Origin of the sequence: Lysinibacillus sp. LK3 (assembly GCF_001043675.1) — a bacterium.
In the GTDB taxonomy this organism is placed as follows: Bacteria; Bacillota; Bacilli; order Bacillales_A; family Planococcaceae; genus Lysinibacillus; species Lysinibacillus capsici.
In genome coordinates this window covers 93,610-116,033 of sequence record NZ_LDUJ01000025.1, presented here as the reverse complement: position 1 = coordinate 116,033, position 22,424 = coordinate 93,610, and the positions used below count along the sequence as shown (strand labels likewise).

19 protein-coding genes are annotated in these 22,424 nt (G+C 38.5%); 18 read left to right on the top strand and 1 reads right to left on the bottom strand.

Annotated features, from left to right (window positions below; all coding sequences use genetic code 11):
* Nucleotides 1–27 precede the first annotated feature (27 nt).
* The 15 genes from VK91_RS18390 to rlmD all read left to right on the top strand — a co-directional run bounded on the left by VK91_RS18390 (nt 28) and on the right by rlmD (nt 17,340).
* Complete coding sequence (locus VK91_RS18390; protein WP_048394885.1) at nt 28–1,083, top strand: DUF3048 domain-containing protein; 1,056 nt, start codon at nt 28–30, stop codon at nt 1,081–1,083.
* Between the two features lie 15 nt (nt 1,084–1,098).
* Nucleotides 1,099–1,419, top strand: coding sequence for a YerC/YecD family TrpR-related protein (locus VK91_RS18385; protein ID WP_004225717.1), 321 nt, complete (start codon nt 1,099–1,101; stop codon nt 1,417–1,419).
* Between the two features lie 111 nt (nt 1,420–1,530).
* Nucleotides 1,531–2,220 (top strand): heptaprenylglyceryl phosphate synthase, encoded by a 690-nt coding sequence (locus VK91_RS18380; RefSeq protein ID WP_048394883.1) that lies wholly within the window; start codon nt 1,531–1,533, stop codon nt 2,218–2,220.
* A 32-nt stretch (nt 2,221–2,252) separates the two neighbouring features.
* A complete protein-coding gene (gene pcrA / locus VK91_RS18375; RefSeq protein ID WP_048394881.1) occupies nt 2,253–4,505 on the top strand; it encodes a DNA helicase PcrA in 2,253 nt (750 codons plus the stop codon).
* A 14-nt stretch (nt 4,506–4,519) separates the two neighbouring features.
* Nucleotides 4,520–6,523, top strand: a complete 2,004-nt coding sequence (gene ligA, locus VK91_RS18370; RefSeq protein WP_048394879.1) for an NAD-dependent DNA ligase LigA — start codon at nt 4,520–4,522, stop codon at nt 6,521–6,523.
* 121 nt (nt 6,524–6,644) lie between these two features.
* The gene (locus VK91_RS18365) at nt 6,645–7,784 is read left to right on the top strand and encodes a CamS family sex pheromone protein (RefSeq protein ID WP_048394876.1); all 1,140 of its coding nucleotides are present in this window, start codon (nt 6,645–6,647) and stop codon (nt 7,782–7,784) included.
* 233 nt (nt 7,785–8,017) lie between these two features.
* The gene (gene gatC, locus VK91_RS18360; RefSeq protein ID WP_004225708.1) at nt 8,018–8,305 is read left to right on the top strand and encodes an Asp-tRNA(Asn)/Glu-tRNA(Gln) amidotransferase subunit GatC; all 288 of its coding nucleotides are present in this window, start codon (nt 8,018–8,020) and stop codon (nt 8,303–8,305) included.
* Between the two features lie 24 nt (nt 8,306–8,329).
* Entirely contained in the window at nt 8,330–9,793 is a 1,464-nt protein-coding gene (gene gatA, locus VK91_RS18355; protein ID WP_004225706.1) for an Asp-tRNA(Asn)/Glu-tRNA(Gln) amidotransferase subunit GatA, read from the top strand.
* Nucleotide 9,794: 1 nt separating this feature from the next.
* A complete protein-coding gene (gene gatB, locus VK91_RS18350; protein WP_048394874.1) occupies nt 9,795–11,222 on the top strand; it encodes an Asp-tRNA(Asn)/Glu-tRNA(Gln) amidotransferase subunit GatB in 1,428 nt (475 codons plus the stop codon).
* Between the two features lie 157 nt (nt 11,223–11,379).
* The gene (locus VK91_RS18345) at nt 11,380–11,943 is read left to right on the top strand and encodes a thioredoxin family protein (RefSeq protein WP_048394872.1); all 564 of its coding nucleotides are present in this window, start codon (nt 11,380–11,382) and stop codon (nt 11,941–11,943) included.
* Between the two features lie 72 nt (nt 11,944–12,015).
* Nucleotides 12,016–12,930: a diacylglycerol kinase gene (locus VK91_RS18340; protein WP_004225701.1), complete on the top strand. Its 915-nt coding sequence runs from the start codon at nt 12,016–12,018 to the stop codon at nt 12,928–12,930.
* A 428-nt stretch (nt 12,931–13,358) separates the two neighbouring features.
* On the top strand, nt 13,359–14,705 hold the full coding sequence (locus tag VK91_RS18335) for a cytochrome ubiquinol oxidase subunit I (RefSeq protein ID WP_048394871.1): 1,347 nt from the start codon (nt 13,359–13,361) through the stop codon (nt 14,703–14,705).
* Nucleotides 14,702–15,727 (top strand): cytochrome d ubiquinol oxidase subunit II, encoded by a 1,026-nt coding sequence (locus VK91_RS18330; protein WP_004225693.1) that lies wholly within the window; start codon nt 14,702–14,704, stop codon nt 15,725–15,727. The genes VK91_RS18335 and VK91_RS18330 overlap by 4 nt, the downstream gene beginning before the upstream one ends.
* A 13-nt stretch (nt 15,728–15,740) precedes the next feature.
* The gene (locus VK91_RS23260) at nt 15,741–15,863 is read left to right on the top strand and encodes a hypothetical protein (RefSeq protein WP_004225690.1); all 123 of its coding nucleotides are present in this window, start codon (nt 15,741–15,743) and stop codon (nt 15,861–15,863) included.
* A gap of 109 nt (nt 15,864–15,972) precedes the next feature.
* Entirely contained in the window at nt 15,973–17,340 is a 1,368-nt protein-coding gene (gene rlmD / locus VK91_RS18325) for a 23S rRNA (uracil(1939)-C(5))-methyltransferase RlmD (RefSeq protein WP_048394906.1), read from the top strand.
* Between the two features lie 220 nt (nt 17,341–17,560).
* Here the strand turns inward: rlmD and VK91_RS18320 are convergent, their stop codons facing one another.
* A complete protein-coding gene (locus tag VK91_RS18320) occupies nt 17,561–18,286 on the bottom strand; it encodes a FadR/GntR family transcriptional regulator (protein WP_048394868.1) in 726 nt (241 codons plus the stop codon).
* A gap of 225 nt (nt 18,287–18,511) precedes the next feature.
* Between VK91_RS18320 and VK91_RS18315 the strand changes: the two genes are divergently transcribed.
* The 3 genes from VK91_RS18315 (at nt 18,512) to VK91_RS18305 (ending at nt 22,168) form a co-directional block, all read left to right on the top strand.
* The gene (locus VK91_RS18315; RefSeq protein WP_048394866.1) at nt 18,512–19,897 is read left to right on the top strand and encodes an FAD-binding oxidoreductase; all 1,386 of its coding nucleotides are present in this window, start codon (nt 18,512–18,514) and stop codon (nt 19,895–19,897) included.
* Nucleotides 19,898–19,908: 11 nt separating this feature from the next.
* Nucleotides 19,909–20,892 (top strand): bile acid:sodium symporter family protein, encoded by a 984-nt coding sequence (locus tag VK91_RS18310; RefSeq protein WP_048394864.1) that lies wholly within the window; start codon nt 19,909–19,911, stop codon nt 20,890–20,892.
* A 307-nt stretch (nt 20,893–21,199) separates the two neighbouring features.
* Nucleotides 21,200–22,168 (top strand): tRNA-dihydrouridine synthase, encoded by a 969-nt coding sequence (locus tag VK91_RS18305; protein WP_048394862.1) that lies wholly within the window; start codon nt 21,200–21,202, stop codon nt 22,166–22,168.
* The last annotated feature ends 256 nt before the right edge of the window (nt 22,169–22,424 follow it).

Genomic DNA, 22,424 nt, shown 5'->3' with positions numbered 1-22,424 from the left:
GTAATTGTTCAAAGGAGAGATATGCTTGTGTTCAAATCGAAAAAATTATGGATTGCTTTTGCATTTAGTGCTTTGGTAATCGGGGGATGTTCAAAGGATACACCAAAAGTCAAAGAGGATGATGAACCAATTGTAGAGGAAGAAGCAGTAGTGGAGGAGCCTGTGCAACAACCAGCATTTGTTGCACCACTTACTGGGGAGGCTGTACAAGAAGAAATTACACAGCGACCAATTATCGTAACCATTAATAATCATCCAGCGGCACGTCCACAAACAGGCTTAGCTGCGGCGGATATCATTTATGAAATGCTTGCAGAAGGTAATGTGACACGCTTTTTAGCAGTATACCAAAGTGAACTGCCTGAAAATATTGGGCCAGTTCGTAGTGCACGCTCTTATTTTATCGATATGGCCAAGGGATTTGATGCCTTTTATGTAGCACATGGCTATAGTCCAGAGGCGAAAACAATGCTTGATCATCGTATCGTCGACAATATCAACGGTATGGCTTATGATGGTATTCTGTTTAAACGTTCTAACGACCGCGTTGCGCCACACAATTCCTATATTACATCAGAAAACATTCTAAAAGGTGCTGAAATGGTAGGCGCTTCAATGAATTACAGTGAAAAAGTACTTCAGGCTTTTTATGAACCAGATGAACGTGGTAAAATAGGTATTGAAACAAGTCAAGTTGACATTTATTACGGAAATAATGAAGATTTCCATAACGCGTATGTGTATAATCATCAAACGAATCACTATGAACGACAATCGGCTAGCGTGGACACAAAAGATATGTTAACAGGCGAAACAGTGTCATTAGCAAATGTTCTATTTTTCGAAATGGATCACCAAACAATTGATGATATTGGTCGCCAAGCAATTGATTTAACGTCTGGTGGAAATGCGTATGTATTTCAAAATGGCTATTTGAGGGAAGTCAAATGGGCTAATGTTAATGGAATACCAATGGCTGTAGAGCAAACAGGGGATCCTGTAAAGCTTGTACCAGGAAAGTCGTGGGTTCATTTCGTACCATCTTCGCCAGGGTTACAAGCAATGGTGAAAACGCAGCCTTAAAGGGAGGAAAATTGTATGCAAATCGAAAAAATTCGGGGGCATCAAACAGATCAATTATTTAAAGCAGTGTTAGAGTTGAAGGACATCGAGGAATGCTATAAGTTTTTTGATGATTTATGTACGATTAGTGAAATTCAATCGTTGGCACAACGCTTTGAGGTTGCACATTTATTACGATTAAAGAAAACCTACGAATCCATTAAAAAGGAAACAGGGGCAAGTACTGCAACTATTTCGCGCGTGCGTCGCTGCTTCGATTATGGGAATGATACATATGATGAAATGTTAGGTCGTTTGTATCCAGATGAAAAACCATTCCAAGCACCAAAAGAATAGTCAGAAAAAAGGCTGAGTAGAAGTTCTACTCGGTCTTTTTCATTTTTTTGTCGTGAATCATAAGCTATACTTGTAAACGAATAGATAGAAAATGATAGGTGGTAAACATAGATGGATTATTTAGAATGGAGACATGTGTTCAAGCTAGATCCAGCGAAGGACATTTCCGATGAAGCATTAGAAAAAATTTGCGAGTCTGGGACAGATGTTATTTTAGTTGGGGGAACAGATAATGTAACGTTGGATGGGGTATTAGATTTACTTGTTCGAGTGCGTCGTTTTGAGGTGCCGATAGCACTTGAAATTTCTACGATCGATGCGATAACACCAGGTTACGACTATTATTTCATCCCAACGGTATTAAATAGTGATGATCCAAAATGGATTAAAAATTTACATCATGAGGCTATTAAAGAATACGGCGATATTATGGTATGGGATGAATTAGTAGCGGAAGGATATTGTATTTTAAATCCTGATTGTAAAGTAGCCCATGTAACGGGTGCGAAAACAGATTTAACGATTGATGACGTGGTAGCTTATGCACGCATGGCAGAGAATTTCTTTAAACTGCCTGTTTTTTATTTAGAGTACAGTGGAATGTATGGCAATCTAGAGGTAGTTAGTGCTGTGAAAAACGAACTGAAGCATACTAAACTCTTTTACGGTGGTGGCATAACATCTGTAAAGCAAGCAGAGGAAATGGCACGCGTTGCAGATACGGTAGTAGTTGGAAATATTATTTACGAAGATTTAAAAGCTGCACTTGCGACTGTTAAGGCTGTTAAAAATACGTTATAATTTTAGAACAAATGTTTGTAAGGCGGTGCGAAATGGAACAGTTAACAAAAAATTTACTAGCAGGCATGAATCCTGAACAAGAAAGAGCAGTTAAAACAACTGAAGGACCATTACTCATTATGGCAGGTGCTGGGTCAGGAAAAACACGAGTTTTAACACATCGTATTGCTTACCTAGTTATCGAAAAGGAAGTATATCCTTCTAAAATTTTAGCGATTACATTTACAAATAAAGCAGCACGAGAAATGCGTGAACGTATTGATGGCATTCTTGGTAATGGTACGGGCGATAGTATGTGGGTTTCTACTTTCCACTCTATGTGTGTAAGAATTTTACGTCGTAATATCGATCATCTAGGCATTTCTCGCAATTTCTCTATTTTAGATTCTACGGATCAGCTTTCAGTCATCAAAAATGTGATGAAGGAAGAAAATATTGACCCAAAACGTTTTGAGCCACGAGCAATTTTAAATGCTATTAGTGCAGCAAAAAACGAGTGTATAGCAGTGGATGATTACGCAGGCCAAATGAATGATAAGAATCCTTATGAACAAACAGTTGCACGTGTCTATAAAGGCTATGAGAAAAGATTACGCCGCAACCAATCCCTTGATTTTGATGATTTGATTATGACGACGATTACGTTGTTTAAACGTGTACCTGAAGTGCTTGAATATTATCAAAATAAATTTCAATATATTCATGTCGATGAATATCAAGATACCAATAAATCTCAGTATTTACTTGTACAGTTACTAGCAAAGAAATTTAAAAATATTTGTGTTGTAGGTGATTCCGATCAGTCTATCTATCGTTGGCGTGGTGCAGATATTGGGAATATCCTATCCTTCGAAAAGGATTATCCAACTGCAAAGGTGATTATGCTAGAGCAAAATTATCGTTCAACTAAACGCATCCTACAGGCAGCCAATGACGTCATTCAAAATAATACAACACGTTACCCAAAAGAATTACGCACAGAAAATTCAGAAGGTGAAAAGATTGCACTATATAAAGCTTATAACGAGCAGGAGGAAGCGCAATTTATTGTACAAACGATTCAACAGTTAATTGAAAAAGAAAATCGTTCATTTGATGACTTTGCTATTTTATATCGTACAAACGCTCAATCTCGTGTAATGGAGGAAGTACTTGTTAAGTCCAATATGGCCTATCAAATAGTAGGCGGAACAAAGTTCTATGATCGAAAAGAGATAAAGGACTTACTAGCATATTTACGACTTATTGCTAATAATGATGATGATTTATCACTAGCACGTATTATTAATGAGCCAAAGCGCAGTATTGGTGCAACTTCCTTTGAAAAAATGGCACGTTATGCGATAGATCAGGATCGTTCGATTTTTGATGCGATGAATGATCTTGTTTTCATGGGATTATCAGGGAAAGCAGCAAATTCGGCTGAGCAATTTTATGCCATGATTAAAGGCTTTACACAAATGCAGGAATATCTATCTGTCACTGAAATTGTGGAGCAAGTTATTGATAAATCGGGTTATCGAGCAATGTTACAAAACGAAAAAACAATTGAAGCAGAAAGCCGTTTAGAAAATATTGAAGAGTTTTTATCTGTCACAAAGGCTTTTGAAGAGCGCAGTGATGATAAAAGCTTAATTGCCTTTTTAACAGATTTAGCCCTTATAGCTGATATTGATGCACTCGACAAAGAGGATGCATCTAAAGGCAATATTATTTTAATGACGATGCATGCAGCTAAAGGCTTAGAGTTCCCAGTTGTCTTTATTATCGGTATGGAGGAAAACATCTTCCCACATTCCCGCTCACTAGACGATCAAGAAGAAATGGAAGAGGAACGCCGCCTTATGTACGTAGGTGTGACCCGTGCTGAGGAACGTCTATATTTAACATGTGCCCAAAGCCGAACGATTTTTGGTCGTTCAAGCTTTAATAATGCATCCCGATTTTTAGGTGAAATTTCTCAAGATATTACAGAGTCAATTTCTAAGGCAGGGACAACATCAACAGTACCATTTGCTACTAACAATCGTTCAACCGGTGGCCATCAAAAGCGTACGCTGGGTGCTATTCAGCAAACACAACCTGCCACAGCACGTTTACAAGCAACGGGGGGAGATCAATTTGGATGGAAGGCTGGAGATAAGGCGATTCATAAAAAATGGGGAACAGGTATGGTTGTTAGTGTAAAAGGTGAAGGTGATAGTACAGAGCTTGATATCGCATTCCCACAACCAATTGGTATAAAGCGATTACTTGCTCAATTTGCACCGATTGAAAAAGCGTAAGCGGAGGAACGTAAATGAACGAAATAGAACAGCGTATAGCGGAGTTAAATAAATTACTGCATGAATATGGTTATGCCTATTATGTGTTAGATAAACCTGTCGTAGCAGATAGTGTCTATGACCAGCTATTACAGGAACTGATTGCATTAGAAGAAGCGAACCCATCCCTTATTTACCCCGATTCTCCTACGCAGCGTGTTGGTGGAGCAGTGGTAGAGGGTTTTAAAAAAGTGACGCATGATTACCCAATGCTTAGTCTTTCAAATGCTTTTCATGAAGCGGATTTACGAGAATTCGATCGTAAAGTGCGTCAGGCTATCGGAGATCAATTTTCATATGTATGTGAGCTGAAAATAGATGGTTTAGCTATTTCATTAAAATATGAAAATGGCATGTTTGTACAAGGGGCTACAAGAGGAGATGGTGTGGTAGGAGAAGATATTACCGCCAATTTAAAGACAATCCGTGCGATTCCCCTTCGTTTAAAGGAACCTATTACGATTGAAGTACGTGGTGAGGCGTATATGCCAAAAAAATCCTTTGAAAACTTAAATGCCCAACGTGCAGACAATGGTGAGGAGTTGTTTGCTAATCCACGGAATGCTGCTGCTGGCTCATTACGTCAGTTAGACCCTAAAATTGCGGCCAGTCGCCAATTATCAACGTTTATCTATGCCATTGGCGGAGACGGTGAAGTATATGGTATCGACGGTCATGCAGAAATGCTTGATTATTTAGAAGGCTTAGGCTTCCCTTCCAATAAAGAACGCCAACGATGCTCTACTATTGAAGAGGTAATGGCCTTTATAGAACATTGGACAGAAAATCGTCCAAAATTAGCTTACGAGATTGACGGAATTGTTATTAAAGTTGACCGTTATGCTCAGCAAGATGAACTAGGTTATACAGCAAAGAGTCCACGCTGGGCGATTGCCTATAAATTTCCCGCAGAGGAAGTTGTTACAACGTTACTTGATATTGATTTAACAGTAGGTCGTACAGGTGTTGTTACTCCTACAGCGATTTTAACCCCCGTACAAGTAGCGGGAACGACGGTTCAACGTGCTTCTTTACACAATGAAGATTTAATTCGAGATAAGGATATTCGTCTTGGTGATACAGTTATTATTCGAAAAGCTGGTGACATTATTCCTCAAGTTGTGGGTGTGCTAATAGAACAACGTCCTGAGGATTCAGTCCCTTTTGTCATGCCAAAAAATTGCCCTGTTTGTGATAGTGAATTGATTCGGATTGAAGGCGAAGTTGCCCTGCGTTGTGTAAATCCTGCCTGCTTTGCGCAAATTGCAGAAAGCATAAAATATTTTGTTTCTCGAAACGCGATGAATATTGACGGTCTTGGGGATAAAGTAGTGGAGCAATTATTACGTGCAGATTTAATACATGATGTTTCTGACCTGTATCATTTAACGGTAGAGCAGCTTGTGGAATTGGAGCGTATGGGCGAAAAATCAGCAACTAATTTAGTAAATGCCATTCAAGCATCGAAGGAAAATTCGATGGAGCGTTTATTAATTGGACTAGGAATTCGTCATGTTGGTGAAAAAGCAGCCAAAATCGTATCAGAGGAATTTGGTTCAATGGAAGCAGTGATGGCTGCAACAGAGGAGCAGCTTGTGGCAATTTATGAAATTGGAGATAAAATGGCTTCATCGTTAGTGGAGTATTTCTCAAATGAAGATGCACGAGCAGTCATTAAGCGTCTTGCTGAAGCAGGCGTGAATATGACATACAAAGGTAAAAAAGTAGAAGTAGCGATAGGTGATAGTCCTTTTGCAGGTAAAACAATTGTCTTAACTGGTAAACTTGAGCAATTGACACGCAACGAAGCAAAAGCGAAAATAGAAGAGTTAGGTGGTACAGTCACGGGTAGTGTCAGCAAAAAAACAGATCTAGTGATCGCAGGTGCGGATGCAGGCTCTAAACTAACAAAGGCTGAGCAATTGGGTATCGAAGTTTGGACTGAAGATAACTTAATTGAACAACTTAACCTCATTTAATAAGTGCATGATATCCTCCCTTTTATGAATAGGAGGCAATGTTGAGTGCACAACCGTTACAACAAGGCGTCGAGTAGATTCGTCGACCTAAAATTGACTATTAGTAAAGGAGCACTAAATAATGAAGTCTTTTCGACTCATTCCAGCAATCGTAGCTGCTGCAATGCTAGTCGGCTGTGTGCCTTCTGACAAGAAGGAGACAGAGCTTACACAGGAAACGCAACAGAAAGAAAAAGCTGAAACAACAATTATCCCAAGCATACAAATTGATGAATCTTATTATAAGACGCTTATCCCTTATAAAGAGAGTGCAAGTAGAGGTCTAGTGGTATCTAACATTTATACGAAATATGATATGAAGGAAGTTGAATCAGGTTTAATGCGTTTATCTCAAAACGAGTTCGACACAGAAAACTACTACTTCCAAGAAGGTCAATATTTAGCTGAAAGTACAGTAAGCTCTTGGCTTGCTCGTAGTTCACAAACAGAGGATGGATTAAATCCACCGACAACAGACACAATGACACCTGAGGAGCGAGCAACAAAGGCTCCAGTTTATTTATCCCATATTGTAGAGCAAAACTACTTAACAAAAACGAAGGATAATAAAGTGAAACTAGGCGGGATTTCAATCGGTCTTGCCTTAAATTCTATCTATTACTATCAAAAAGAACAGTATGGCGAATATTACGAGGAACCAATTTCAGAGTCTACTCTTATTGAGCAGGGCAAAAAAATGGCTGCTGAAATCGTTTCTCGTTTACGTTCACGTGAAGAGTTAAAGGATGTACCGATTGTAGTCGGTCTGTTTAAGCAGCAAGCCCGTAATCAAATTATTCCAGGGACATACTTTAGCTATGGTGTAGCAAAAGCTGGGCAGAACAGCATCGCTGATTGGGAAGGTATAGATGAAAATTACGTCTTGTTCCCAACAGATGATTCACAAGATGTATACCGAGATGTCAACAATAACTTCAAGAACTTCAAGCAAGATGTTGATAAATATTTTTCTAACTATACAAGTGTGATCGGAACTGGTTTCTATCGTAATAAACAAATACAAAACCTTTCGATTGAAATCCCAATCCAATTTTTCGGCAAAGCAGAGATTATAGGATTTACGCAATATTTAACAGGGATTTTAATCAATCAATTTGATAATATTCATGTGGAAGTGAGTGTTACTTCAGTGAATGGTCCTGAGGCATTAATCATCAAAAAGGCCAATGACAAGGACCCTTACGTGCATGTCTATGATTAATATAGTCAGCCTTTGTGTTGACTATATTTTTTATGGTAATGGATTGAAATAGAGGAACTCAACAGGATGATAGAGACAACACTTTGTTATAGTAGTGAAAGTTTCTATATTTTTAGTGAAAGTTGTGATTTTTAAAATGAAAAATGTTATGATTATTGGCATGGTTAACTTTATTCAACCCTATTGTTATCAATAAAAACAATGAATTGAACAAGTATTCGGAGGTGTGAAAAATGGCTAAATTAACAAAAGAAGAAGTAAAGCACGTGGCAAATTTAGCACGTCTTGCAATTACAGAAGAAGAAGCAGAGAAATTTGCTGAACAGCTTGGTAAAATTACAGACTTTGCGGAGCAGTTAAATGAACTGGATACAACAAATGTTGAACCAACAACGCACGTTTTACCATTAGTGAATGTAATGCGTGAAGACGTAGCAGTAAAAGGTTTAGACCGCGAAGTAATGATGTTAAACGTAAAAGAACAAGAAGATGGTCAAGTAAAAGTACCAGCTATCATGTAATACTAAAACATAGGAGGATTCCTCATGACGCTATTTGAACGTTCAGCTAAGGAGTTACAAGCAGAAATTAAAGCGGGTAACTTATCTATCGCTGACTTAACGAAAGAAGCATACGAGCGTATTGCAAAGCTTGATGGCGATGTACAAGCATTCCTTGCTTCAAACGAAGAAAAAGCAACTGCTCAAGCTGCTGAAATGGATAAAGTACCATTTGAAAAGCGTGGACCATTATTCGGTCTACCGATCGGTGTGAAAGACAACATCGTAACAGAAGGCTTAGAAACAACATGTGCCTCTAAAATTCTAGAAGGCTTTATGCCGATCTATGATGCAACTGTTGTCAACAAGCTACGTGAAGCTGGCATGATTACAGTTGGTAAATTAAACATGGATGAATTTGCAATGGGTTCTTCAAACGAAAACTCATACTATAAAACAACAAAAAATCCATGGAACTTAAACCACGTACCAGGAGGTTCTTCAGGTGCATCTGCAGCAGCTGTAGCAGCTGGTGAAGTACCATTCTCTCTTGGATCAGATACAGGTGGTTCAATCCGTCAACCTGCAGCTTACTGTGGTGTTGTAGGGATGAAACCTACATATGGTCGTGTATCTCGTTTTGGTCTCGTTGCATTCGCATCTTCTCTAGATCAAATTGGACCAATTACACGCAATGTTGAAGATAATGCGCTATTACTAGAAGCTATCGCTGGATTAGATCCAAATGATTCGACTTCTGCGAATGTTGAGGTGCCAAATTACGCTGCAGCTCTTACTGGTGATGTTAAGGGCTTACGTATCGCTGTGCCAAAAGAATTCCTTGGTGAAGGAGTTGGTGAAGCAGCTCGTCAATCAGTGCTTGCGGCATTAGAGGTATTAAAAGGCTTAGGTGCTACTGTAGAAGAGGTATCACTTCCTCACTCGAAATATGCACTAGCTGCGTACTATATCCTTTCTTCATCTGAAGCGTCTTCTAACTTATCTCGTTTCGATGGTATCCGCTATGGTTTCCGTGCAGAAAACGTTACAAATTTAATGGACCTTTATAAAGAAACACGTGCACAAGGCTTTGGTGATGAAGTAAAACGACGTATCATGCTAGGTACTTATTCACTAAGTGCAGGTACGTATGATGCGTACTACAAAAAAGCACAACAAGCACGTACATTGATCAAAGCAGACTACGATAAAGTATTTGAAGACTTTGATGTTATCATTGGACCAACAGCTCCAACACCAGCATTCAAGATTGGTGAAAATGTTGATGATCCAATGACAATGTATGCAAACGATATTTTAACAATCCCGATGAACTTAGCAGGTGTACCAGCGATTTCAATTCCTTGTGGCTTTGAAAACGGCCTACCATTAGGTTTACAAATAATTGGTAAATATTTCGATGAAGCAACTATTTACCGTGTGGCTCATGCTTTTGAACAAGCAACTGAGTTCCATAAAGAAGTTCCTCAAATGTGGGAGGGAAAATAACATGAACTTTGAAACAGTCATTGGTTTAGAAGTACACGTTGAGTTGAAGACTAACTCAAAAATCTTCTCACCAGCACCAGCTCACTTTGGTGCTGAACCAAATACAAATACAACAGTAATCGATTTAGGCTATCCTGGGGTCCTACCAGTCCTGAACAAAAATGTAGTAGATTTCGCTATGCGTGCAGCACTTGCACTCAATATGGAGATCGAGCAAGAAACAAAGTTTGACCGTAAAAACTACTTCTATCCAGATAATCCGAAAGCTTATCAAATTTCACAATTCGATAAACCAATCGGTAAAAATGGTTGGATTGATATTGAAGTAGACGGCTATACAAAACGTATCGGTATCACACGTCTTCATATGGAAGAAGATGCTGGTAAACTTTCACATGCTGGTGACCATTCACTAGTTGACTTTAACCGTCAAGGAACACCGCTTGTTGAAATCGTTTCTGAGCCAGATATTCGTACACCAAACGAAGCATATGCATATCTCGAAAAATTAAAATCGATTATTCAATATACTGATGTATCTGATTGTAAGATGGAAGAAGGCTCATTACGTTGTGATGCCAATATTTCTATTCGCCCTTATGGTCAAGAAGAATTTGGTACAAAAACAGAGCTTAAAAACCTGAACTCCTTCAACTATGTTCGTCGTGGTTTAGAACATGAAGAATTACGTCAAGCAGATGTATTATTATCTGGTGGCGTGATTGAGCAAGAAACACGTCGTTTTGATGAAAAAACAGGTAAAACAATTTTAATGCGTGTTAAAGAGGGAACAGACGATTACCGTTACTTCCCAGAGCCAGACTTAGTTCGTCTTTCAATTGATGATGCATGGTTAGAGCGTGTGAAATCTGAAATTCCTGAGCTTCCAGATGCTCGTAAAAAACGCTATGTTGAAGAACTAGGCTTAACACCTTATGATGCTGGAGTTCTTGTTATCTCTAAAGAGATCTCAGACTTCTTTGAGGCAATGGTAGCAAATGGGGCAGATGCTAAGCTTTCTGCTAACTGGTTAATGGGAGATGTTTCTGCTTATTTAAACGCAGAGCAAAAAGATCTAAAAGATACTGCATTAACACCAGAAAACCTTGCTGAAATGGTGAAATTAATCACAGACGGTACAATTTCTTCTAAGATCGGTAAAAAAGTATTTGCTGAATTGGTAGAAAATGGCGGTTCTGCACAGGATATTGTGAAAGCAAAAGGCTTAGTGCAAATTTCTGATGAAGGTGCATTACTAGCAATCGTAACAGAAGTTTTAGATAACAATGCTCAATCTATCGAGGACTTCAAAAATGGTAAAGACCGTGCGATTGGCTTCTTAGTTGGTCAAATTATGAAGGCAACAAAAGGTCAAGCTAACCCACCAATGGTTAATAAATTATTACAACAAGAAATTGCCAAACGATAATACTCGTTGTAACATAATAGCCGAGAGAGCTTCATTGCTCCCTCGGCTATTAATTTTCAAAAATGTAACAAATTTGCATTTTGCGAAACTTAATAGTTGTTTAAAAAGAGTATTCATAGCAAAATATAGAATAGACAGTAATAAGGGGGACGAGCCAATGAAAACAGAACAACAGTATTTTAATGAAGCTATATCAATACAGCAATATATGGAGAACATGACGACGTTAAAAGAAGAAAGCTTTCGTATTTATGATGGCTTTGAAGTACCAACAAACGATGATTTTATTGAGTTATTAAAGGAAAAACAACCTAAAATTTTAACGATTACAGAGGATTGGTGCGGAGACGCAATGTTAAATAATCCAATTATTCGCCGTATTGCTGAAGCGGCAGGATTAGATATGCGTACCGTTTTCCGTGATGCTGATACAGAACTAATTGATCGTTATTTAACAAACGGTGGTCGTGCAATTCCAGTTTATCTATTATTAGATGATGCTGGAGAAGTGATTGGAAAATGGGGACCACGCGCACCAGAATTACAAGAGTTCGTCGTAACGAAACGAGCAAGCTTACCAGATAAAGAAGATCCAACATTTGAAGAGGCACAAAAGGCTCTTTATGCAGAAATTCGTGAAGAAAATATCTCCAATCAAACATATTGGACATTTGTTTATGAGGACTTTAAGAAGCAAGTAACAGAAGCATTACAAAAATAACAAGAGTATTGCAACATTTCAACGTACAAATCGTTGAATGAAGTAGAATCTTATGAAGCAGGAAGGTATGTTATGAAACGAGCAAGAATCATTTATAATCCTACATCTGGACGCGAAGTGTTTAAGAAACATCTACCAGAGGTGTTGGAAAAACTAGAGGTAGCAGGCTATGAGACATCCTGTCACGCAACAACATGTGAAGGCGATGCAACGCTTGCAGCAAAAAATGCGGTAGAACGCGGTTTTGATATCATCATCGCAGTTGGTGGAGATGGCACATTAAATGAAGTTGTTTCAGGTGTAAGTCCATTTGAAAACCGTCCGAAAGTTGGTCTAATTCCAATGGGCACTACAAATGATTTTGCCCGTGCCGTGCATATCCCTCGAAATATTGAAGAGGCAGTAGACATTATTATTCAAGGCGACACATTGCCAGTGGATGTTGGTCTCTTAAATGGCGAACGCTATTTCATCAATATTGCTGCTGGCGGACGTATTACAGAGCTAACATACGAAGTACCAAGCAAAATGAAAACAATGCTTGGTCAGTTAGCCTATTATGTAAAGGCAGTTGAGATGATTCCATCCATCAAAGCCTCACATATGCGAATTGAATATGATGGCGAAGTATTTGATGGCGACGCTATGATGTTCCTATGTGGGTTAACGAATTCAGTAGGAGGCTTTGAAAAACTAGCTCCTGATGCAAGCATTAATGATGGTTACTTTACTTTAATAGTGCTAAAGAAGGTAAGTCTTCCTGAATTTATTCAACTAGCAGCCATGGCACTAAGAGGCGAACATTTAAATGATGATCGTGTCATCTACAAAAAAGCTAGCGTTGTCAAAGTTACTACAGAAAATGAGGTCCACCTTAACCTCGATGGCGAATATGGCGGAGACGCTCCTGCTACATTTGAAAACCTAAAGCGTCACATCGAAATCTTTGTTCCACTCGCAGATATTCGAGAGGAAGACCGTATTTAATGAACCCGAAAAGCTCATCCGATTTTATTGTGGATGAGCTTTATTTTGTATTTTTTGATTGCTTGAAGTGCTCTCAAAGAAGGAGAGGCCGCTCCAAATTAAAATTCCATCATTAGAATAAAACTGGCTAAATCCCATAAACTAAGCTTTAGAAGTAAGAATGTGAATGAAATTAGAAAAATGTTTGGCAAATGTGCGTATATTACTTGAACAAAATTTGAAACCTTAATAATAGACTGAAGTTTCGGTCCGTTATTAAGGTTTTTTTCGTTGGAATAGTGGAAAATGAGGGTATGGATAAGGGAAAGGAAGTGTTGCCTTTGTATAAGTCACAAGAAAAGAAGCTTATATGGCTAAGCTTTGGTGTTGCAATCATTATGCTACTTTCTATTCTTGGAAGAATATTTGGAAGTTAAGGGGGCAATGAGATGATTAATGAATCAGCGGTCTATTGGAGCCGAGCATTAACGGAGTTAACATTATCGTTCCATATTATTTATGCAACAATTGGTGTGGGTGTCCCGTTAATGATTATGATTGCTCAATGGACTGGGTATAAAAAGAATGATGAACATTATATCTTAATGGCAAGACGTTGGGCCCGTGGTTTTGTCATTACTGTAGCAGTCGGTGTGGTAACTGGAACCGCAATCGGCTTACAACTATCATTATTGTGGCCTAATTTTATGCAACTCGCTGGTCAAACAATTGCGTTACCACTTTTTATGGAAACGTTTGCATTTTTCTTTGAGGCGATATTCTTGGGCATCTATTTATATACTTGGGATCGCTTTGATAGTCAGAAAAAGCATATGCTTCTGTTAATCCCTGTTGCTGTCGGAGCATCGATGTCGGCAGTCTTTATCACAATCGTTAATGCTTTTATGAACGCACCAAGAGGATTTGATATCGTAGACGGAGAACTTGTTAATATTCAACCTTTTCTTGCAATGTTTAACCCCGCCATGCCAACGAAGGTTGCACATGTACTAGTGACAGCGTACATGACATCGGCATTTGTGCTAGCAGCTATTGCAGGATTTAGAATGTTAAAAGGCTCGAAGCATGTATACCATAAAAAATCACTACTTTTACTAATGAAAATTGGCTTGATTTTCTCCATAGCAGCCGCTGTGATTGGAGATTTTTCAGGAAAATACTTAGCTGAATATCAACCCGAAAAACTAGCAGCAGCAGAATGGCATTTTGAAACAGAAGGTAAGGCGTCTCTTGTATTATTTGGTGTCTTAGATGGAGAAGAAGTTAAATATGCTATCAAAATTCCGTATGCTTTAAGCATTCTTGCACATTTTAATCCTAATGCAGAGGTAATCGGCTTAGATCAATTTGAGGAAGAGGATCTACCACCACTCTATATTCACTATCTCTTTGATATCATGGTTTCCATTGGTATGTTTATGATGCTAGTTTCATTACTTTATGTTGTAGGGAAAGCACGGGGCTGGCAGTTTATTCATTCACGATGGTATAGATGGATTATCGTAGCGGGAGGACCACTATCAATTATCGCGATTGAAGCAGGTTGGTGGCTTGCCGAAGTTGGACGTCAACCATGGATACTTTATGGACTAATGCGTACACCTGAGGGAGCTACGACGAGCGACCATGTGGATTTAATGCTGCTTTTATTCGCAGGAGTCTATGCAGTATTAGCAGTGGGAAGTATTGTCGTATTGGTAAGAATGTTTAAAAAGAACCCAATCGAACGCGAGATTGAAGATCGCCACTCTGAAAAAGGCGGTGACATCCTATGACGTTAGAGATTTTAGGTATTTCAGTATTATGGATATTCCTATTTGGCTATGTCATAGTCGCATCAATCGATTTTGGTGCTGGCTTCTTTAATGCATACAGCCTACTTATTGGAAAAAATCATATTTTAACAAATATTATTAAACGTTATTTATCGCCTGTTTGGGAAGTTACCAATGTCTTTTTAGTATTCTTCTTTGTAGGAATCGTAGGTTTTTTCCCGCAAACCGCTTTTTATTACGGAACGATTTTACTTGTGCCCGTTAGTATTTCGCTTGTACTATTGGCAATTCGAGGCTCCTACTATGCCTTTGAATCGTATGGTACACGAGGCCATATCGGATATACACTGACATATGGTGTAGCAGGTTTATTAATTCCCGCTTCTTTATCCGTTGTCTTTGCCATTGCTGGTGGAGGCTATGTTGATGTAATTGATGGGCAGCCTGTGCTGAACTACTGGACTTTATATACAAGTCCATTTGCTTGGAGCATTGTGGTACTAAGTATCGCTGCGGTATTGTATATTTCAGCCGTATTTTTAACATGGTACGCGCATAAAGCAAATGATAGCGAAGCAACGAAACTAATGAGAAAATATGCTCTTGTGTGGGCAGCACCGCTAATGATTAGTGCGCTTGGCATTATGTATGAAATGAAATCCATCAACCCAGAGAGCTACAGTCATATGGTAAATTTATGGTGGATGTTTGCGATTTCAGCTGTCTTATTTATTGTCACAGTCGTACTCATTGCCATGCGTAAAAAGTACGGACTTGCAGTTGGGCTCCTGATTGCTCAATTTGCCGTAGCCTTCTTTGCTTATGGAATTGCTCAATATCCATACCTACTGTATCCGTATTTAACCATTTACGATAGCTTTACAAGCACACAAATGGCGATCGCTTTAGTTATCGCATTTATTTTAGGACTGTGTCTTCTTCTTCCTTCACTTTATTTATTGATGAAACTATTTTTATTCAATAAAAAATATGTGACAGGAAAAGAAGACAATCACGCATAGGAGGAAAGCACATATGCAAAGTTTTTTAATTTTTTATGCACCTTTTATTGTCGTCATTCTTGGGATCTTGTGTGCATTTTGGTGGGCACCAAGGGATTATCATATTACAAAAGAGCAGGAAAAGAGTCGCGAATAGCGACTCTTTTTTCAAGTTAATTAGCAGAGACGCGCAACAGCCAAGTCTTGTTCTTTTTTCATTCGCCAACACATGCTACAATAAGGAGATTGAAATGGAGGATGTACGAATGTCAGCACCCGTGAAAAAAAATGAACGACTTTCAGTTTATATAGAAGATCTAACGCATGATGGCAATGGTGTCGCAAAGGTTGAAGGTTATCCACTATTCATACAAGGCGCACTGCCAAACGAAACGGCTGAAATCCATGTGTTAAAAACATTAAAAAACTATGGCTTTGCAAAGGTAATAGATATTATCAAGCCATCTCCAGACCGTGTTGAAGCTCCATGTGATTACTTCAAGCAGTGTGGCGGCTGTCAATTACAGCATTTATCCTATGAGGGGCAGCTAAAATGGAAAGAAAATATGGTGCGCAATGTGATGCAGCGGATTGGTAAAATTCATGCACCTGTTCACCCAGTAAAAGGTATGAAAGAACCTTGGCACTACCGTAATAAAGCACAAATTCCTTTCTCTGAAAATGAAGCTGGACAAGCGATTGCAGGCTTTTATAAAACAAAAACGCATAGCATTGTGGATATGGATCGCTGTTTAATTCAAACAGGAGAAGCAGATGCTATTCTTGCAGGCTTGAAAAAGGAATTAGCAACGTTAGGTGTTCGCTCTTACAATGAGCATACACATGAAGGCATGTTGCGTCATGTCGTTATCCGTAAAGCACGAGCAACAGGAGAAGTCATGGTTGTCCTTGTAACGAAAAAGAAAAAGTTCCCACAAAAAGAGGCAGCTATTGCAGTAATCCAAAAGCTAGTGCCAAACGTTACATCAATTATGCAAAATGTGAATAGTGAGAAAACCAATGTTATTTTTGGTGATGACACAATCAACCTTTGGGGTAAAGACGTTATTATTGATACTATCGGTAATGTACGTTTTGAAATCTCTGCTCGTTCTTTCTATCAAGTCAACCCAGAGCAAACAGAGGTCCTCTACAAGCAAGCACTAGATTATGCTGACTTACAGGGAGATGAACGTGTCATTGATGCGTATTGTGGAATTGGTACGATTTCTTTATTCCTTGCTCAAAAAGCAAAGGCTGTCATGGGTGTGGAAATTGTCCCACAAGCGATTGAAGATGCCAAACGCAACGCACTGCTTAATGGTTTTACAAATACTTATTTTGAGGCAGGCCCAGCAGAGGAAGTTATCCCAAGATGGTATAAAGAAGGCAAGGAAGCAGACGTACTAGTAGTTGATCCACCGCGCAAAGGCTGCGATGAAGCACTGCTAACTACTATTCTAGAGCAACGACCAAAACGAGTGGTCTACGTATCCTGTAACCCAGCCACACTAGCACGCGATCTTCGCATTTTAGAGGATGGCGGCTATCACACACAGGAAATCCAGCCAGTGGATATGTTCCCGCACTCCACACATTGTGAAGCCGTGGCATGGCTTAAGTTAAATGTGTAACACATTACTAAACTCATCTATACAATATAAAAATTACCGTTTTAGGACGGAATTCAGTTAAAATCAATAAAAACTCGGATTCGATCAAATAGAATCCGAGTTTTTTTCGATGTAATTTCATCCATCTGAAACATTCACTAATTGAGCCAATTCCCACTGACAAAAACCTTTCAGAACATCTCATCACTTATAAACTATATATAATTGTGAATCTCTAGTTTTAATTGTTTTTTTCTCCAATATGACTTAAAAGAGACTCTGTCAATTCTCGTCTTATTTGCGTGATATGGTTTTCCATGAGTTGCTTAGCTTGGTTCGCATCTCCAGAAGCAATGGCTAAGTAAATTTTTTTATGTTCATCGATGGTTTCTTGCGTTCGTTCTGGATCTTCCAAGCGTTGTCTGCGGGTAGCTCGGATTGTGTCTTGCATATGCTCACTAAGGGTTTGAAACAATTGTAAAAATATTGAATTATGTGAGGCGAGAACAATATTAAGATGGAAACTTAGGTCTGCTTGAATTCCTAATTCTACATCATTTTTACCTTGATCCATCATGTCTAATGCTTGGCTAATTCGTTCTAAGTCTACAGAAGTAGCTCGTCGTGAAGCTAAAAAGGCACACTCCACTTCAAGTGCTTGGCGAAGCTCCAACATTTCATAAATTAATTTTTTTTCAGTATTAATAACTGTAGAGGAAAGTTCTTCACCTAAAGTATGAGACTCTGCTGTTTTAATAAAGCTACCACTGCCTTGTTTAATTTCAATAAATCCCTTTATTTCAAGCTTTCGAAGTGCCTCTCTTACCGATGTTCGACTGACATTAAAACGACTCGCTAATTCTCTTTCTGTCGGGAGTTTATCCCCAGGCTGTAATTCACCATTTAAAAAATATTCCTTTATTTGATCAACAATTACTTGATACGCTTTTTTCTTTGGTTGAGGCATTACCTATCTCACCACCTTAAATACATAGTACTATAAACGCTTTAATCATACAGAAATACAGCATGTTTATCAATTTACGAAAAAAAATAATAGTTGATATTTTCTGAATATTTAGTACAATGTAAAAAGGTTGGACCAATTTTAAGAATATAGAAAATTGGTATGACATATAAAATTATTAATTAAACCATCCAAATACTATGAGAGCAAAAGGGGAAGGAAAAAATGATTACTACAAATGAAGAATTAGTGATGGCCCTACGAAGTGTTCTTCCAGAAATTGAAGTGACAATCAATCAAACGATTTTAGAACAGCATAGCAGTGATGAATCCTATCATAGTGCCTGTCTACCCGATATTGTGGTATTTCCGACAAAGACAGAAGAAGTAAGTAAGATAATGAACATAGCAAATCAATACAAAGTACCAATAGTGCCATTTGGAAGAGGAACAAGCTTAGAAGGACATGTGATTCCTTATAATCATGGGATAACAATTGATTTTTCACTCATGAACAGAATAGTAGAAGTTAGAGAGAAGGACTTTCTTGTGAAAGTTCAACCAGGGGTGACACGTTCTCAATTGAATAAAGAGTTGAAGAAATATGGATTATTTTTCTCCGTAGACCCAGGAGCAGATGCGACAATTGGAGGAATGGCCGCAACAAATGCTAGTGGGACAACATCTGTTAAATATGGTACTATGCGCGATCAAGTTCGAGATTTAGAGGTTGTTCTGTCAGATGGAACAGTGATTCATACAGGGAATTTAGCAGAGAAATCTTCATCGGGCTATCATTTAAACGGTCTCTTTGTTGGGTCAGAGGGAACACTTGGTTGTTTTACTGAGTTGACGTTAAGAGTTTATGGTATTCCTGAATGTGTCATGGCTGCTAGAGCGTCCTTCGAAACAGTGAATGATGCTGTGGAAGGAGTTGTGAGTATTCTACAAGCGGCAATTCCCATTGCAAGAGTTGAACTTGTAGATGAACCTTCAATGAAACAAGTGAACTTGTATAGTCAAACAGCTTATGAAGAACAACCAACCTTATTTTTGGAATTTGAGGGAAATGAGGCTGGCTTAAGGCAGGATGTAGAATTTATGAAAGAGATTGTAGCGGCTCATAATTGCAAAAATATTGAATTTGAGATGGATAATGCAGCCCGAAATCAATTATGGGAAGCTCGCCATAATTTAGCTTACGCCTATGTCCATGGACATCCAGGAAAAAAACTAATGGTAACCGATGTTTGCTTACCGATATCCGAGTTAGCAGGTGCTATTGAACATGCAAGAGAAGCACTTGATATGTTAGCGCTTACAGGTGGGGTTGTTGGACATGTTGGTGATGGAAATTTCCATGTACTATTAATGATTGATATGAATGATCCAAAGGAAATAAAGAAAGCTGATGAATTAAATGAGTTGATTGTGATGTATGCACTGGAACGAGGAGGAACTTGCACAGGAGAACATGGTGTGGGCATTGGTAAGCAGAAATATCAAGAGAAAGAACACGGTAAAGCACTTCTAGTGATGGAAAAGATTAAACAAGCACTTGACCCTGACACACTTTTCAATCCGAATAAAATATTGAAAATAAAAATATAGGGAGTGGAAATATGAAAATTTTAGAAGCGATTAGTACGATTGCTGGAAAATACTTTGCTATATGGGTTATTTGTATTGCTGTTATTGCCTTTATAGCTCCAGAACCCTTTTTAATATTTGGCGGGTATATCACGATTTTGCTAGGCATTGTTATGTTTGGCATGGGTCTGACGTTAAAAGCAGTTGATTTTAAATTGGTTATCACGAATCCAGTACCAGTCATTATTGGTGTATGTGCTCAATATGTTATCATGCCACTTTCCGCTTTTTTAATTGCTTATATAATGAACTTGCCAGCAGAATTAGCTGCAGGGCTAGTCCTTCTTGGATCTGTACCTGGTGGAACTGCTTCAAACGTCATGGTGTATTTAGCTAAAGGAAATGTACCTTTGTCCATCACAATGACATCCTTTTCGACATTATTAGCTCCAATTGCCACACCAATCATCCTATTATTACTTGCAGGTAAATGGATGCCAGTTGATCCAATAGCAATGTTTACTTCAATTATTCAAGTAATTATTATCCCTATTATCCTAGGGATTATTATCAGAAGAGTTGTTCCTCAAATCGTAGAAAAAAGTATTAATGTGATTCCTCTTATTTCAGTAGTTGCTATTATGATTATTGTATCTGCTGTTGTTGCTGGTAATGTCGATACCATCGCTTCGGCAGGCTCCATTATTTTTGCAGCTGTAGTGCTTCATAACGCATTCGGATTGTTATTTGGTTATATAACAGCCCGTGTATTAGGCCTTGATGAAAGCAATCGAAGAGCTATTTCAATTGAAGTTGGAATGCAGAACTCTGGTCTGGGTGTAGCGTTAGCCACTGCCCACTTCGGTCCCTTAGCGGCCCTACCTAGTGTACTTGGGGCTGTTTGGCATAATATTTCTGGTCCGATTCTCGCTACCTATTGGTCGAAAAAACCAGAGAAACCAGAGGTACAGTATAATAAACAGATGCAAGAAGATAACGGCAGAACTCAAATATAGAAAGTAAATATTTGAGTTCCACCCGATAGTATTGCAGTCATATTATCTATTTTGTTTAAATCCACCTCACAAATGGATCCATTCGAAAAAATATAGAAATGAAAATTAGGTATAATAAAAGTAGATGAGGTAGAAATAATCTATACCATCTACTTTTTTGTTTGTTAAAATACCATTTAGGACTGATTTTCGTTAAAATAAACATTGTTGATTTTTACATTAGCTCTTGATAAATAATGCTTCTACCTCTATTAGGTAATGAGGTAAATATATCAATATGTCCATAGTGAGAGGATTTGGAATTAACATGATAGATAATTTTTGGCGCGATTTACCACGGCCTTTTTTTGTGCTTGCACCGATGGAAGATGTAACGGATGTTGTTTTTCGTCACGTTGTAAGTGAAGCAGGTCGACCAGATGTGTTTTTTACTGAGTTTACAAATTCGGATAGCTACTGTCATCCAGAGGGAAAGAAAAGTGTGCACGGTCGTTTGCTCTTTACAGAAGATGAGCAGCCAATGGTGGCACATATTTGGGGAGATAATCCCGAATATTTCCGTGAAATGAGTATTGGGATGGCAGAGCTAGGTTTTAAAGGCATTGATATTAACATGGGCTGCCCTGTACCGAATGTAGCATCAAGAGGGAAGGGGAGTGGCCTTATTCTCCGACCAGATGTGGCCGCAGAATTAATTCAAGCAGCAAAAGCGGGCGGACTGCCTGTTAGCGTGAAAACACGGCTTGGCTACAAGGATGTAAATGAGTGGGAGGATTGGCTAACGCATATATTAAAGCAGGATATTGCGAACCTTTCGATTCATCTACGAACAAGAAAGGAAATGAGCCTAGTAGATGCGCATTGGGAGCTTATTCCGGAAATCAAAAAACTTCGTGACCGTATTGCACCTAATACGCTACTGACGATCAATGGAGATATTCCTGACCGTCAAACGGGACTCCAACTAGCTGAACAATACGGGATTGATGGCGTGATGATTGGACGAGGTATTTTTAAAAATCCTTTTGCTTTTGAAAAAGAGCCAAAAGAGCATAGCAGTAAAGAGTATCTTAATCTTTTAAGACTGCAGCTCGATCTTCAAGATCAATACGCGGAAGAACTACCACGTTCCATCACAGGACTTCATCGCTTCTTCAAAATTTATGTCAAAGGATTCAGAGGAGCTGGTGAATTAAGAAGTCAATTGATGAACACAAAATCAACGGATGAAGTGCGTGTATTACTGGACAACTTTGAATCAAACAATATTGAATGACAATGAAATGATGGAACTACCAATAAAGTCAAGTAAATAACAGTAGAAATAGGAGCAAAGATTTTGGGATGAGATTTCCCTTTCTTTGCTCCTTTCAATTTGTCGCTATTGAGGTTTTGTCAGATGCTAGGGGGCTCTTGTTTTTATGTTTGTGAAAATAACAATATTGCCCCTGAATCATTTGTAGATTGGTAATCGAAAATAACATATTTTTGTAACGTAATTAAATTCTAAGAGTTATATAAGTGAAAGGGGT